The following is a 15,876-nucleotide window of genomic DNA, read 5'->3' as shown; positions in this document are numbered from 1 at the left end:
TTATATACTCCAAAATTTAGGTTCATAATGCTCTCGGAATTGCTCCACTGCGAAGTGATCAGTCATTCCAGCAATATAATCACAGACTGCCGTCTCAATGCTGGTACCATTTTCGATATTTTTCTTATAAAAAGCCGGCAATTCATCCACATGATAATAATAATACTGATACAGGCAGTCGATGACATGCTCCACCTTCTTCTCTTCCTGAATACAGACTGGATGACGATATACATTCTGAAACATGAATCTACGAAGTCCCTTCATGGCTCGAAATACATTTTCTTCCATTAGGATATCATCCTGATCCATGCTGGCTATAATGATTCCCCGAATCATAGTATTGATTCTCTCACGAATAGTATGACCAAGAACATCCGTGTACTCCCGTGGCAGATCCTCTTCCCTTAACACCTTTCCACGGATAGCATCATCAATGTCATGGTTGATATACGCGATCTTATCAGCAAGCCGGACAATCTTACCCTCCAATGTCGATGGCATATTGGCTGTCGAATGATTTCGGATGCCATCTTTCACCTCATAAGTCAGGTTTAATCCTTCTCCATTCTTTTCCAACACCTCAACGACCCGAATACTCTGGTCGTAATGCTTAAATCCATCAGAACACAACTTATTAAGTACATGTTCTCCGGCATGGCCAAATGGGGTATGGCCAAGATCGTGACCAAGAGCAATAGCTTCCGTCAATGTTTCATTCAACTCCAATGCTTTTGCTATCGTCCTTGCCGTCTGAGAAACCTCCAGTGTATGCGTAAGCCTTGTCCGATAATGATCCCCTTTCGGTGACATGAACACCTGCGTCTTATCCTTCATCCGCCGAAATGCCTTACAGTGAAGAATCCGATCCCGGTCTCTTTGATAACAAGTCCGAATGTCACACTCTGTCTCTTGGCGCACCCGCCCTTTCGACTCCATACTAAGTGCGGCATTGGGACCATAGTCTGCCCGCTCCTTCTGTTCCTGTCTTTCCCGTATATTCATGACATACCCCCCTTTCGCATGAGAATTCTTTCTTGCCCAACCATAGATTCACACAACAGTAGGGACACTCCCATTCAGTTATCTTTTGGCAGGATTATGATTCCTGTCCCTGATCGATTACAGAAATAGCATCTAAAGATACCTTCATAAGATCCTTGATCTCATCCACAGTCAGATGCATTTTTTCTGCCAGTTCTTCTGGCTTGGCCTCTCTTCCAAGCTCCTTGGCCATAGCTGTGGCCAGATCATTTAGCCGATTGACCTGCTGTACCATCTTTCTGGCCGGGCGGGTAGAAAGGGCATTCTCTGAAATCGCATCTTCCATGGCCTTTTGGGCCTTTCCCATGGCATACTCATGAAAACTACCATGCTGCTTACTGTCATATTCGCTCATGGCACAGAAAAAGGCCAGATTGCCTTCCTGAATCAGGTCTCCTGTCTGCACGCCTTTTCCACGATATTGATCCGACATTTTGGCGATCACTTCCAGATTTCCCTCCAGAAGCTGATTGGCAGCCTCCTGATCTCCCCTCTCCATGATAAGCGCCATTTCCTGCTCTTTTTCCTCATCCATTCCATGCATTTCCCTGATTTCTTCCATATACATGGATAAAGCAGCCGAAGGCAGATCTTCACTTACAATGGTCTCTTCCTCTTCTTCTACAGGATTTTCCGGTAAAACTCCTTCGATTCTGATCTGGTTTTCGGCCATATAAGCTCCGATCAGTCCCATCTTCTGATCATCCAAATTATATTCAGAAAAATAGTCTTCCACTTCCTGCTTTGTCAGTACATCCCCATTGGTTTTTCCAATACGGACCAGGTCCTGTAACCCTTCCATAAATTCCTGTTGACTCTTCATTAGAATAATGTTCCTTTCACAAGTGCAAAGTAAATAATAACGAGTACACCTAAAACAATACGATAAATACCAAACGCTTTGAAGTCGTTATTTTTAATATAATTCATCAAGAACTTAATTGCAAATACAGATACGATAAAAGATACGATCATACCAAGTACCAATACAAAAAGTTCAGCTCCGGTAAATGCCAGACCAAATTTAACGATCTTTAACAGGCTGGCTCCAAACATGGTTGGAATTCCAAGGAAAAAGGAGAACTCTGCTGCAATGTAACGAGAACATCCCAGTAAAATTCCTCCCAGAATGGTGGCACCAGAACGGGAAGTACCTGGAATCAAAGCCAACACCTGAAATGCACCGATCAAAATCGCTGTTCCATAACTTAAATCTTCAAAATCTCTGACAGATGCCCGACGTCTTCGATTATAATTTTCCACGACAATAAATAGAATTCCGTATATGATGAGCATAATGGCAACAATGACCGGTTTATACAGATGGGCATCCAACCAGTCATCAAATAACAATCCGATCACAGCTGATGGAAGCACTGCCACAATGACCTTAAACCATATCTGCATGGTTTCTATCTTTTCTTTTTTCCGTTTTTTTGGTGAAAATGGATTTAACTTATGAAAATATAATACGACTACTGCCATAATGGCACCCAGCTGAATGACTACATTGAACATCTCCATAAACGCATGTGTCATATTCAGCTTAATAAATTCATTGACTAAAATCAAATGTCCCGTGCTACTGATTGGTAACCACTCTGTAATCCCTTCGACAATTCCCAAAATAATTACTTTGATAATTTCTATTATATTCATCTCCCTGATTCCTTTCCTGCAAATTTGCATAAAGCTAAAAAGAGGATGTCATCCATCCTCTTTTTGACTTTTTATTCTTCATCTTCTGGTAAAATCTGAATTCGATTTGTTGCCAGTTCTTCTACTGCTGCGGATAATGGCTTAACATCAGAATCCTCATCAACGCCGTCTAATAAAGGAGTATCTCCTCCAATAATCTGTCTTGCTCTTTTTGCCGTTGCGATCACGATAGAATAACGACTGTTAACCACAGCCTCCTCTGGTGAATCTGCTTCGCTATTTACGACTTTCATTAATTCATTGTATGATGGATGTAACATAAGTATTCTCCTTCCTATATCTGTTCAAATCCTTTTTTTGTTTCTTCAATAAAATCCAGATTCTGCTTCAGTTCACAGCGTCTGCTTACAACGATGGAATGCACGTTATGTACGCATTCATCTAAATCATCATTAATGACAATATATTCATAATTATCTATCTCTTCCGCTTCTTCGGAAGCTCTCTTCATACGCTTTGCTACAACCGCTTCTTCCTCGGTTCCCCGGCCGATCAATCTGGCCTTCAAAGCCTCTACACTTGGTGCTGTGATGAAGATCAAAATCGCATCGGGATACTGATCTTTAATATTCAAAGCTCCCTGAACCTCAATCTCCAAAATAACATTCTTACCGGCTGCAAGTTCTTTTTCCACGAATGCTCTCGGTGTTCCATAATAATTATCTACATAACGAGCATATTCGATAAATCCATTGTAGTCAATCAAATTTTTAAAATCTGCTTCTGATTTAAAATAATAATCGACTCCATCTACTTCGCCTTCCCTTGGTGCTCTTGTCGTTGCAGAAACAGAAAGACTATATCCATAGTCCTTTACCAATCTCTTAGCAACGGTTCCCTTTCCAGCTCCTGAAAAGCCGGAAATTACAATTAATGAACCCTTTTTCTTCATGTATCTCACCTTTCCTGATAGCGGTTTGAAATCGTCTCTGGTAATAAGGCTGAGAGCACAAGCTGATTGCTGTCGGTAACAATGACAGCTCTTGTACGCCTGCCACATGTAGCATCGATTGCTCTTCCTTCATCCTTTGCCTGTTGCACCATTCGTTTGATCGGAGCTGCATCAGGGCTGACAATCGATACTACCTTATCTATATTGATCACATTTCCAAAACCAATGTTTACTAAATTATTCAATATTCTGAATCTGCTCCCTTACTTTCTCAATCTCCGTTTTAAGATCAATTGCAATGTTTGATAATTCCAGGTCATTTGCCTTAGAAAGAATTGTATTAGCTTCCCGATTCATCTCCTGAGCAATAAAATCCAGCTTTCTTCCAATGGTTCCCTCCATATTCAAAGTATTCTTCATACTTTCGATATGGCTTCGTAAACGAACCGTCTCCTCATCCACACAAATCTTATCTGCATAAATAGTAACCTCTGCAGCAATTCTTCCATCGTCAATGATATTATTCTCCAGAAGCTCTTTTACCTTTTCTTCCAGCTTTTCGCGATATTCTTCTACAATACTAGGAGAACGACTTTCGATTGCATCTACCATATGAATCATTCCATCCAGTTTTTCCATTAAATCGTGATATAAATGCTCGCCTTCTGCCACACGTGTTTCTACAAAAGCTGTAACTGCCCTTGTCAGTGCCTCTTCCAATACAGCCCAAAGCTGTTCCTCATCGCTTTGCTGTTCTTCTAATGTAAATACCTCTGGATATCTGGACAGTGCCGTAGCTGTAATATCATTGGTAACTCCAAGCTCCTGTTCCATGCGCGTTAACATATCCAGATAATTTTTCGCCATGGTCTGATTATATCGTAATTCAACCGTCTGTTCAGAAAGGTCCTCATATGTAATAAATACATCTACCTTTCCACGCTGAATATATTTTTTTAATAAGGTACGCATCTGCGTCTCAAAAAAACTTAATTTCTTCGGCATACGGATGGAAATATCACCATAACGATGGTTCACTGACTTCATCTCTACGATCATCTTGCAATTCTCATTTGAGATTTCACTCCGTCCGAAACCTGTCATACTTTTAATCAACGTCTTCACCTTTGCTTTCTTTTTCCTTTTAGCCCTCTCACCATTTACAAGAGGACAAAATGTAACTAATATAGTATATCAGCTTTTTTTCTTTCTCACAAGTAAATCTTGATTTAATGTTTCTAAATAATGTACAAAAGTTGCATTTTTGATGGGAATCTCAAACTCTGGTTCCATCTCATGGAATTTAAAATTCTTTCTCTGACCTTGATACTGTCTCTGCCAGTATTCCATCAGCTTTTCAAATCTCAGATAATAGCATCGATGATGTTTGGAAAAGTAGATCAAAAGAAAGCTTACCCCTCCCTGTTGTTCAAAATCCCTCATAAATGCAATCTGATGGTCATGTATATTCTGAAGCGGAAAGGTATCCGATGCACACTCCTTGGCATCAAAGCATACCGGAATTCCCTGAACTGCTCCAATATAATCCACCGTACTTTTCTGATCAAAATAGGCCAGCGTTATATGACGGTGTTCTTTATCAAATTGCACCGGTTTAATGGAAGTTGGAATCTTCTGTACCAACGCCAGATTCTTTTCCCGATATCGTTCATTGGTCAGATTGATCATCTCTTCCAACACCAATCCCCTTAATCCCCTTGAATTCCATGTTGCCATATGACTATTCCTTCCTGCTGTTTTTCGTTTTATTTTTTATCATCGAAGAGAGTCTTTTCGATGTCACAAAATAATTCCGGCTTTGCTGCTATAATGGTACGTCCAGAAAGGTCTCTGCATCGCTCCATTTTCTCTGGAAAAACCAGCCTTGCAGAATGAAGCAGTTGACTGGATAACCCAAACTGCTGTTTTAACTGATCATTCCACTTCCGATCTCCATACTTATAGTCTCCAGCCACCGGATGTCCAACAGATGCTAAATGTGCCCGGATCTGATGCGTCCGTCCAGTGATCAGCCAAACTTCTAAAAGGGTAGCATCTCTTCCTACCTTAATTGGTGTATACCAGGTTTCGATATAAGCACTTCCTGCTGTCCTTTTCTTTGAAAACTCAACCGTATTATTTTTTTCATTCTTCTTTAAATATCCTGTAATTTTTTTCTCTTCCGTAATCCGACCTTTGACAATCGTCTGATAATACTTATGAACCTCTCTGGACTTAAGAAGCTCTGCCATAGTCTGCAGTCCCTCTAATGACACGCCAGAAACGATGATTCCACTGGTATTTCGATCCAGACGGTTGCAAATGGATGGACGAAAGGTTTTTCCCGTCTGACCACATACCTCCAACACGTAGTCGTTGACCGATACATCATCCGGCCTGGCTTTTTGAGAAAGTACGCCTACCGGCTTATTGAGAATCAGTACATTGTCGTCTTGATACAGATGCTCCAGATGTAAATGCGTCTTCGTCTCCTGTCGTTCCTGCTTTTGGAACCTCTTGATGGTATCGTCTGCGAGAAAAATGTCCACAGAATCTCCCACCTGTAACAGCTCTTTTCCATCCGCTTTCTTTTTATTCAATTTAATATTTTTCTTTCTGAGCATTTTATATAAAAAGCTTTTCGGTGCAGCATCCAGATACTTTGCAAGCAGCTTATCCAGACGTTGTCCAGCTTCATTTTTCGTAACAATAATTTCTTTCATGATGAACGAAATCCTTTCAAAATCAATCTATGAGGAACTACCTTTACAGCTGCACGCATTGCTTTTATCGAGCCGCCATATACGGAAACCTCTTTTCTTCTATCTGCATCTTTCAATGCTTTTTTTACCACCCGCTCCTTTGATGCTCGAAACAGCTTCTTATAAGCTGGCGTCTTCTTTCTCTCCTCGGCTCTCTGGAAAAATTCCGTCTCCACTGGTCCCGGACAGACTGCGGTCACAGAAATATGCTTCTTTTTCAGTTCTCGGTTCAACGCCCGGGAATAACTTAGAACATATGCTTTAGAAGCCGCATATACATTAAATCCAGGCTGTGGTACAAATGCAGATGCCGAAGCCACTTCTATGATCCTTCCACCCTTCTTCATATAAGGAATCGTAAGCTGTGTGATGGCTGTCAGCGCTTCGCAGTTTAAACGTATCATGCCTGTCTGTTCCCACCACGGAATCTCACTGCATGAACCAATCTTGCCATATCCAGCCGCATTGATCAACAAGGCAATGGAAGGTGTATACTTTTCCAATTTCTTCTTATACTCTTTCCAGGATTCTTCCTGTTCCAGATCCAGAGACAGAATCCAAATCTTTTTATCTGGATATTTTGCTGCAATTTCCAACAACACCTCTTTTCTACGGGCGATCAACCAGTACTCATCCAGAGAGGACGTTCCTTCTAAAAGCTGTTTTACAAATTCTCTTCCCATACCAGAAGAAGCTCCGGTAATCACTGCAACCTGTTTCATTTACCGTCTCCCCTTTCCTGATTGTTTTCGATGCATATTTCGTATGGTCTTTTTCTTTTTATTGACTTTCTTATCTCTTCCTTGTCCCTCTTCCTTTCTTGGACGGATCAGACACTGAGACCCATATCCGATCAGATCTGCTCTTCCTGCCTTTTTCAGTGCCTCCACTACGATTTCATAATTAGCAGGATTTTTATACTGCATCAATGCCCGTTGCATCTGTTTTTCTTTCGGAGATTTTGGCACATAAACCGGCTCCATCGTGCGAGGATCTAAGCCAGTATAATACATACACGTGGAAAGGGTAGAAGGTGTTGGATAAAAATCCTGTACCTGTTCCGGCATATGATTGATTTTCTTTAAATATAATGCGAGCTCAATGGCATCATTTAATGTGGATCCCGGATGGGAAGACATTAAATACGGAACAAGGAACTGCTTCATGCCAATCCTTTCATTCATTTTTTCATATTTTTTTGTAAAAGCCTCATATACATCATGAGATGGCTTTCCCATCTTCATCAATACCCGATTGGATACATGTTCTGGCGCCACCTTCAGCTGTCCACTGATATGATATTGACACAATTCCTTTAAAAATGCATCGCTTTTATCATATATCAGATAATCAAACCGAATTCCTGAACGAATAAATACCTTTTTCACCTTTGGAATCTTCCTCAGCTTGCGAAGCAAGGCAATATAATCTTCATGATCCACTTTCAAATTCTGGCATGGCTTTGGAAACAGACACTGCTTATTTTTACATACCCCATGCTCCAACTGCTTATCACAGGATGGCCGCCTGAAGTTAGCAGTCGGCCCACCAACATCATGAATATACCCTTTAAATTCCGGATCCTTTGTCATTTCTCTTGCTTCTTCCATAATAGAAGCATGGCTTCTGGTCTGTATGATTCTTCCCTGGTGAAAGGTAAGCGCACAAAAGCTGCATCCTCCAAAGCATCCTCGATTGCTTACCAGACTAAACTTCACCTCAGAAATGGCAGGAACCCCTCCTGCCTCACGATAGGACGGATGATAATCCTTGCAATATGGAAGAGCATAAACATCATCCATTTCCAGTTGTGTAAGCGGCTTTGACGGCGGATTCTGTACTACATACTCCGTCTCTTTATAAGGCTCCACCAGGCATTTTCCATGAAATGGATCTGTATTACAATACTGGGTATAAAAGCTCTCTGCATACGTTCTCTTATTCCTGCAGATTTCGTCGTAGGATGGCAAAAGCTCATAATCATACACACATTCTAACGAACGGGTTTTATAAACAGTTCCTGGAATATACGTAATATCCTTGACATCTAAACCTGCATCCAGAGCTTCTGCAATCTCGACTATGGAATGCTCTCCCATGCCATACATCAGCAAATCAGCCTGTGAATCCAACAGTATGGAGCGCTTTACTTTATTGCTCCAATAATCATAATGAGCCAGCCTGCGCAGGCTGGCTTCAATTCCTCCGATCAGAATCGGTACATCTTTATAAGTCTGTCGGATCAAATTGCAATACACTACTACTGCATAATCCGGTCGTTTTCCCGCCACTCCGCCTGGTGTATAGGCATCCTTTTTTCTTCTTTTTTTTGATACAGAATAGTGGTTCACCATAGAATCCATATTTCCCGCAGTTACTAAAAATCCAAGTCTTGGTCTTCCAAACACCTGAATACTCTCTTTCTTCTTCCAGTCCGGTTGGGAAATGATTGCCACCTTGTATCCTCTGGATTCTAGAATTCGGCTGATAATTGCCACACCGAAAGAAGGATGGTCCACATATGCATCTCCGGTAACATATACAAAATCCGGTTGTGTCCATCCTCTCTCTCTCATATCTTGTTTTGTTATTGGTAAAAAGGTATTATTCATTCTGTTCCTCTTTTAATCTCTGTATTTCTTCTTCTGTCAGATTCCGATACTGTCCCGGCATCAACGTTTCATCCAATACAAGGCTTCCCATGGATATGCGCTTTAAATATACCACCTTTTTATCCACAGCTTTAAACATCCGTTTTACTTGATGGAAACGTCCCTCCTGAATCGTAATCAAAATCTCAGATATCTCGCCTTCTATAAGCACCTGAAGGACTGCTGGAAGCGCAGGCTTCTCATCTCCAATATCCAGTCCTTTTAAAAATACCTTCACATCTTCGTTTGTTACTCTTCCCTGAATTCTTGCATAATAAGTCTTATCCACATGCTTTTTCGGAGAAAGCAGCCGATGTGCCAATTCTCCGTCACTGGTGAGTAGCAAAAGACCTTCGGTATCCTTATCCAGCCGTCCTGCCGGAAAGAGATCCTTTCTCTTCTGACCATCGATCAGATCCAAAACCGTCTTTTCTCTTGGGTCTTTTGTGGCAGAAACAACACCTGACGGCTTATTGAGCATAATATATTCCTCATGCACATATTGGGTCTTAACACCATCTGCCACTACCTGATCCTGATCTGGATCCACTTTATACTCCGGCTTCTTTACGACAGTTCCGTTGACACAAACCTGACCCTTTCGGACCATCTGTTTTACCTGACTTCTGGTCCCGATAGACATCTGTGCCAGATATTTATCCAAACGCATCTGCTTCTTCATTACATTAATCTCCATGCTGGTGCATATTTATTCTTAAGCATTCCATTTTTTAATTTGCCCCATCCAAGAGGATAGCCTTCTACACCAATCAGCACATATCCATCCGGGCCATCCAACATAATTGTCTCACATTTTAAATATTTAACAACTCTCTCATCCTCTATGGATAGATCAATACATCCTGGATGATCCATGGATAAAGCCATGGCAAGTGCCTGACTCGGCTCAAATCGATTCTTCTTCATAAGTCCCAGATAGAGACCGGAACGAACCACTCTGACTCCTTTTATCTCTGGCATCTCTTCTGGAACCAGATACAGCTTATGATCAAGCTCCAGATAATAACCTCTGAAATCATCCAACCCAAATGCCTTTAAAAACTGGTCTGCCTCCTGAGTCAGCACCACTTTCGAAGATACCTTCACTGGTTTCTGCGCTTCTCTGTCTCCATTCTTTTTTAAGATCACTGCAAAATGACCTTCCCCCTGAATCCTGTGAGGCCACATACGATATGCCTTTCTTATCTCTTCTCTGGAAAGCTCCAGCCATTCTGGATGTCCCCCGTCCCTTCCTGGAAAGGAAATTCCATCCTCCACTGACAACTCCGGATACCTCTCTAGGACCCAGTCAACTAACCCTTCATTCTCTTCTGGAGAAAACGTACAGGTAGAGTATACCAGAATTCCTCCCGGCTTTAACATCTCAATGGCCTGCCCAACAATCTCTTTTTGAAGCGGAGCATAATACGCTACCCCGCGTTCTTCATAATCCTTGACCATCAGCGGATTCTTTCGAAACATTCCCTCTCCAGAACACGGAGCATCTACCAGGATCTTATCAAAAAACTCTGGGAAGACCCTGGAGAGCTTCTCTGGTTTATCACTGGTCACCACTGCATTGGTCACTCCAGCCATCTCTAAATTCTTTACCAGTGCCTTGGCACGGGAAATGCTGATATCATTGGAAACCAAAAGTCCCTTCCCCTGAAGCTTTCCTGCGATCTGCGTGGACTTTCCGCCCGGTGCTGCACATAAATCCAGCACTTTATCTCCTGGTTCAACTGGCAAAAGACTGGCTGGCAACATGGCACTTGGCTCCTGAATATAGTAAAGTCCTGCATGATAATAAGGATGTTTCGCCGGCTGTTGGCTGATTCCGTCATAATAAAATCCCTGCTCGCACCATGGAACCTGTTTTAGCTCATATGGCATCTGTTTTATAAAATCTTCTTTTCCAATCTTCAAAGGATTACTCCTCATGCCATAATATCCAGGCTTTCCATAGCTTTCTAAGTATTCCTCCCACTGATCCTTCAGATAATTCTTCATCTTCCCTTCAAACGATACTGGTAACTTCATGATATTCTCCTAATTCGTATTCCCATACGCCTTGACGTATTTGCTGCCATCTTTGTTGATTCATCTGTTGATTTATTGCAGACTCTGTGCTCCGTGCCCTTCTGCAATCATATCCAGCTGCCGGCCAAAATGCATCAGCTGTTCAATGTCATCCTGCTCATATACTTTATAAAATTCCTCCTGAATCTTTTGTACCTCTCTCCGATTCCCAACTCTATATAAGTTCTGCAGGTTATGAAGAATATCAGATACCAGATTCGCTTTAATGCGGAAAGAATTCTGTGCATCCATGATCTCATCTCTCACAGCAGACATCTCCTGATCCAATACGACGATTGCATTGGATGCATTGATCAATTTATCCTGTACCCGTTCCGGAATACTATGGCGATATTTGTAGTGTAGAGAATGCTCTACCGTCGCCCAGAAATTCATGGCAAGGGTACGAATCTGTATCTCTACAGGTAATTTTTTAATTCCGTTTAATGTGTTGACTTCATATTCTACGATCAAATGATAACTTCGGTATCCAGAGTTCTTCGGTACCTCAATATAATCCTTCTTTTTCAGGATCTTCATATCATTACGCCCTTCTATCATCTCCACAATTCGGTAAATATCTTCCACAAACTGGCAAATAATACGGATTCCAGCAATATCTTCGATTTTTTCTTCCAACTCGTTAATATTAATGTCTTTCTTCTGCATCTTATCTAGGATACTGGCAATCTTTTTCACACGACCTTCCACCCGCTCTATTGGAGAATACGAACCCTTTAACCGGTTCTCATAAATAATATGATTAAATTTTACCTCCAATTCTTCTACTGCCAGCTGATATGGTGCCAAAAGTTCTCTCCACAACTGAATTTCCATACAATCACCCACTTTCTACTATAAGTATAAATTATACCATAAATGTGTTAAAAAATCTTTATTTTTTTCAAGAATACCATCGTCATTCTTGCTGCTTACCGCCTGAAAAGACGAAGATCATTCCATCTGATATAAATTCTCTATCAAATAATATGGATTGACACTCATGTCGTTGCCTCCGTTATCTGGAATGTAAATTCCTACATGCAAATGCACCGGAAACTGCCCAACTGTGCCTTCTTCTCCATAACCACTGTCACCCATATAGCCAATCAGCTGTCCTGCTTTGATATTTTCCCCTTTTTTTAAACCCGTTTCATATCGATAAAGATGGGCATAATAAAAATAAATTCCTTCTCCACTTCGAATGCCTACCCGATATCCACCTAATGGAAGCCAGCCCAAATTCTCCACCTTTCCATCACTCATACTAAATATTGGGATTTCACCTCTTTTATTCTCCCGATCTATTAAATCCGTTCCCTCATGGTTCCTCTCACCTCCATAGCTTCTTGCTTCTCCCCACGAATCTTCATAGACAACCCTTTTTTTATCCTTTTGTCGAATGGGCGCCTTTTTAACCGCACGAAAAATCCTGTCGTATTCTTTCGAAAACAGCCGGTCTAATCCCTCCTTCTTATAATTATTAAGATTCATGCAGCGAAATTCTTCTAATCGTCTGCTTTGCTCAAACCTTGCTTCATACTCCTGTATTTCCTGTTGCTTTCCTACGATCAGACAAACCAGTAAAAAAATCCAAATGAACAGGCGATATGTCCGAAATATAACCATCTCCCTCTAAGCCATAATTTAAGCAGAAAAAGAAGCAGGCAAAAAAGCCTACTTCTCATTGTATTCTTGTATTTTTATTTTATTCCTAATTTATGAAATAATTGCTTCATCGATCAGAAGATGATCTCCATCTGCAGCAGCAGTAGCCAATTGATCACACCTCTCATTCTCCGGGTGTCCTGCATGCCCCTTGACCCAGCAAAACGTCACTTGATGCGGTTCCATTGCCGCAAGCATCCGTTTCCACAAATCCTGATTCAACACAGGTTTATTCCCTGCCCGCTTCCAACCTCTCTTCCTCCAACCGTCGATCCAGTGTTCATTAAACGCCTTCACCACATACTGGGAATCGGAGTAGACTGTAACCTGACAAGGACGATTCAACGCTTCCAGTCCTACAATCACTGCCATCATCTCCATACGGTTGTTCGTTGTCTTTTCATAGCCTGCAGAGTATTCTCTCCGATGCACATTTCCTTTTGAGTCAATGTACTCTAGAATCGTCCCATAGCCTCCCGGCCCATCTGGATTTCCTCTGGCAGCACCATCCGTATACATTGTCACTTTCATCTTACCACTCCAAATAGATGGCTCCCCACGTCAGACCTCCGCCAAATCCGCAGAGAACAATCTTATCTCCTGGTTTCAAATCTCCTTTTTTATTCACCTCATCTAATAGAATCGGAATGCTGGCAGATGAGGTATTCCCGCAATGCATCAAGTTCATTGGGAACTTCTCCATCGGCACCTTCAGTCTCTTTGCAACTAGTTCGATAATACGCATATTGGCCTGATGCAGAAGGAAACAATCAATATCTTCCACTTTCTGATCTGCCTGCTTCAGCACTTCTTTCACACATTTTGGAACTGTCTTTACCGCAAACTTAAACACTTCCTGCCCATCCATGGAAACTGTATCTATAGTCTTATCACCGTCATAATAACAATTATGAAGCTTCTGAGCCCCACATGTCAAGACATTTCCTTTCGAACCGTCAGACCCCATAACAATCTGCACGTTGCGATCCTCATCCTTTGACACAATCGCTGCACCGGCTCCATCTCCAAACAACACACAGGTTGATCGGTCATTCCAGTCCAAAAGTTTGGAAAGTGTCTCTACTCCAATGACCAGAATATGCTCCGCCATTCCCGCCTTCATATATGCCTGAGCTGTTGCCAGAGAATATAAGAAGCCAGAACATGCGGCATTTAAATCAAAACAAACTGCCTTCTTCGCTCCGATTGCTCCCTGAACCAGACATGCCGTACTCGGAGTAGCATGATCAGCGGAAAGCGTTGCTGTAATGATCATATCCAGCTGCTCTGCCTCCATCCCTGCATCCTCCAATGCAGCCGTAGCTGCCTTTACTGCCATATCTGTTGTTGTATCTCCAATGGAAATTCTTCTTTCCCTAATTCCTGTTCTACTACTGATCCATTCATCACTGGTATCTACAATTTTTGCTAAATCATCATTGGCAGCTACTCTTTCTGGAAGGAAGCTGCCAGTTCCTACTATCTTCATTGACGACCTTTCTCCTTATGAATTCAAATACTTTGATATTCAAAGTATATTATCTTTTCCTATGTTTGTCAATCCTAAATAATGATGCACACCAATCCTCCATTGCTTTCATTGACGATTTTCTCCATAGTGTCCTGAAGTTTTTGCTGGCTATCATCATTCATTTTAGCCGCTTTTGCCTGCATGCCATCACCAATCATTTCTTCTAACGTCTTACCAAAAAGATTGATGTCCCAAATACTGCCTTCTCCCTGACTGGCACCTTCATTCATATAATCGATAATATCCTGTGCCTGCTCCTTTGTGCCTACAATTGGTGCAATTTCCGTAGAAATATTAGCACGGATCATATGAATAGATGGAGCCTGAGCCTTAATCCGAATTCCATATTTGTTGCCATGCTTCACAATCTGTGGCTCCTCTAAGGTAATATCTTTTTTCAATGGTGACACCACCCCATATCCCTTTTGCCGTACGCTGGTAAGTGCTTCCACCACCTGATCACATTCCTTCTGTTTTTGGGCCAGAGACTGCACCGTTTTTAAGAATTCATATTCATTGTGGATCGTAAGGCCGATAAAATCACTGATGATCTGATAATAATACCGATCGTCAAAGATTACCGTAATATCCACCTTTCCACTGTCCAGATGAATCCCATCCATCTTCATTTTCTGGATGTATTCATTCTGTTTCATAGGAATCCGATATAAATCCTGCATAACTTCATATTGAGACAAATTCTCTCTTATCGTCTTTAACATGGCTGCTTTTAAAGGATGCTGACAGGATAAAGCCTCCATCCATTTAGGCACATAAAATCCCATCGAGGTAATTGGGAATTCCATTAAGATGCTTTTTAGCAATCCGCTGATATCTTCCTTCCGAAGCTGCTCACAATTTAACGGTAATACCGGGCATTGATATTTTTCCTGCATTTTCTCTGCCATTTGCTTTGTCTCCAGGCTGTATGGACGACTGGTATTTAATACTACGACAAATGGCTTATGTAAGGCTTTCAATTCCGCTATGGTCTGTGCTTCCACTGGTTCATACTGACTTCTCGGTATTTCTCCAAAGGATCCATCCGTAGTCACCACCATCCCAATCGTAGAGTGCTCTTCGATGACCTTTTTTGTGCCTATGGCTGCTGCCTTTGTAAATGGAATCTCATATTCAAACCAGGGGGTCTTTACCAGACGCTCTTCGTTTTCTTCCAGATGGCCCACTGCGCCTTCCACCATATATCCAACACAGTCAATCAACCTCACTTTTAATACAATATCATCTTCCACGGTAATTTCGATCGCTTCATTAGGAACAAATTTGGGTTCCGTTGTCATAATCGTCTTCCCGGCAGAAGATTGGGGCAGTTCATCTCTCGCCCGATTTCGTTCATATTCATCTTCCATGTTAGGAAGAACCATAAGATCCATAAAACGTTTGATAAATGTGCTTTTTCCAGTTCTCACAGGACCCACAACTCCAATATAGATCTCTCCATTGGTCCGTGCTCTGATGTCTTTATATACATGAAATGTATCCATAAAAAATCCCCTTCCAATAATACTG

At 41.6% G+C, this 15,876-nt stretch carries 18 protein-coding genes; all 18 read right to left on the bottom strand.

Annotated features, from left to right (window positions below; all coding sequences use genetic code 11):
- Nucleotides 1-1,005: a deoxyguanosinetriphosphate triphosphohydrolase gene (locus tag BHF69_RS03290; protein WP_075669646.1), complete on the bottom strand. Its 1,005-nt coding sequence runs from the start codon at nt 1,003-1,005 to the stop codon at nt 1-3.
- Between the two features lie 94 nt (nt 1,006-1,099).
- A complete protein-coding gene (locus tag BHF69_RS03285) occupies nt 1,100-1,867 on the bottom strand; it encodes a sigma-70 domain-containing protein (protein ID WP_075669645.1) in 768 nt (255 codons plus the stop codon).
- On the bottom strand, nt 1,867-2,703 hold the full coding sequence (locus tag BHF69_RS03280; RefSeq protein ID WP_075669644.1) for an undecaprenyl-diphosphate phosphatase: 837 nt from the start codon (nt 2,701-2,703) through the stop codon (nt 1,867-1,869). The genes BHF69_RS03285 and BHF69_RS03280 overlap by 1 nt, the downstream gene beginning before the upstream one ends.
- Nucleotides 2,704-2,774: 71 nt before the next feature.
- Nucleotides 2,775-3,023, bottom strand: coding sequence for a DNA-directed RNA polymerase subunit omega (gene rpoZ / locus BHF69_RS03275; protein WP_075669643.1), 249 nt, complete (start codon nt 3,021-3,023; stop codon nt 2,775-2,777).
- 14 nt (nt 3,024-3,037) lie between these two features.
- Entirely contained in the window at nt 3,038-3,655 is a 618-nt protein-coding gene (gmk, locus tag BHF69_RS03270) for a guanylate kinase (RefSeq protein WP_075669642.1), read from the bottom strand.
- Nucleotides 3,656-3,660: 5 nt separating this feature from the next.
- Entirely contained in the window at nt 3,661-3,900 is a 240-nt protein-coding gene (locus BHF69_RS03265) for a DUF370 domain-containing protein (protein ID WP_075669641.1), read from the bottom strand.
- A complete protein-coding gene (locus BHF69_RS03260; protein WP_075669843.1) occupies nt 3,893-4,771 on the bottom strand; it encodes a YicC/YloC family endoribonuclease in 879 nt (292 codons plus the stop codon). Before BHF69_RS03260 ends, BHF69_RS03265 begins: the two co-directional genes overlap by 8 nt.
- 78 nt (nt 4,772-4,849) lie before the next feature.
- Complete coding sequence (locus tag BHF69_RS03255) at nt 4,850-5,392, bottom strand: Holliday junction resolvase RecU (protein WP_075669640.1); 543 nt, start codon at nt 5,390-5,392, stop codon at nt 4,850-4,852.
- Nucleotides 5,393-5,421: 29 nt separating this feature from the next.
- On the bottom strand, nt 5,422-6,378 hold the full coding sequence (locus tag BHF69_RS03250; protein ID WP_075669639.1) for an RluA family pseudouridine synthase: 957 nt from the start codon (nt 6,376-6,378) through the stop codon (nt 5,422-5,424).
- Complete coding sequence (locus BHF69_RS03245; RefSeq protein ID WP_075669638.1) at nt 6,375-7,139, bottom strand: SDR family NAD(P)-dependent oxidoreductase; 765 nt, start codon at nt 7,137-7,139, stop codon at nt 6,375-6,377. The genes BHF69_RS03250 and BHF69_RS03245 overlap by 4 nt, the downstream gene beginning before the upstream one ends.
- On the bottom strand, nt 7,140-9,029 hold the full coding sequence (locus BHF69_RS03240; RefSeq protein ID WP_075669637.1) for a YgiQ family radical SAM protein: 1,890 nt from the start codon (nt 9,027-9,029) through the stop codon (nt 7,140-7,142).
- Nucleotides 9,022-9,750, bottom strand: coding sequence for a pseudouridine synthase (locus BHF69_RS03235; RefSeq protein WP_075669636.1), 729 nt, complete (start codon nt 9,748-9,750; stop codon nt 9,022-9,024). The genes BHF69_RS03240 and BHF69_RS03235 overlap by 8 nt, the downstream gene beginning before the upstream one ends.
- Nucleotides 9,750-11,108, bottom strand: coding sequence for an RsmF rRNA methyltransferase first C-terminal domain-containing protein (locus tag BHF69_RS03230; RefSeq protein ID WP_075669635.1), 1,359 nt, complete (start codon nt 11,106-11,108; stop codon nt 9,750-9,752). Before BHF69_RS03230 ends, BHF69_RS03235 begins: the two co-directional genes overlap by 1 nt.
- 72 nt (nt 11,109-11,180) lie before the next feature.
- Nucleotides 11,181-11,984 carry a GTP pyrophosphokinase gene (locus tag BHF69_RS03225; RefSeq protein WP_075669634.1) on the bottom strand — a complete coding sequence of 268 codons (804 nt, stop codon included), beginning with the start codon at nt 11,982-11,984 and terminating at the stop codon, nt 11,181-11,183.
- Between the two features lie 117 nt (nt 11,985-12,101).
- Nucleotides 12,102-12,776, bottom strand: a complete 675-nt coding sequence (locus BHF69_RS03220; RefSeq protein ID WP_075669633.1) for a M23 family metallopeptidase — start codon at nt 12,774-12,776, stop codon at nt 12,102-12,104.
- Between the two features lie 90 nt (nt 12,777-12,866).
- Complete coding sequence (rnhA, locus tag BHF69_RS03215) at nt 12,867-13,346, bottom strand: ribonuclease HI (protein ID WP_075669632.1); 480 nt, start codon at nt 13,344-13,346, stop codon at nt 12,867-12,869.
- Between the two features lies 1 nt (nt 13,347).
- Entirely contained in the window at nt 13,348-14,304 is a 957-nt protein-coding gene (locus tag BHF69_RS03210) for a beta-ketoacyl-ACP synthase III (RefSeq protein WP_075669631.1), read from the bottom strand.
- A gap of 74 nt (nt 14,305-14,378) precedes the next feature.
- Nucleotides 14,379-15,851, bottom strand: a complete 1,473-nt coding sequence (gene spoIVA, locus BHF69_RS03205) for a stage IV sporulation protein A (protein WP_075669630.1) — start codon at nt 15,849-15,851, stop codon at nt 14,379-14,381.
- Nucleotides 15,852-15,876: the final 25 nt, after the last annotated feature.

Source organism: Anaerostipes sp. 992a (assembly GCF_001940245.1).
GTDB lineage: Bacteria > Bacillota > Clostridia > Lachnospirales > Lachnospiraceae > Fimousia.
This window is presented reverse-complemented; position numbering and strand designations above follow the sequence as displayed.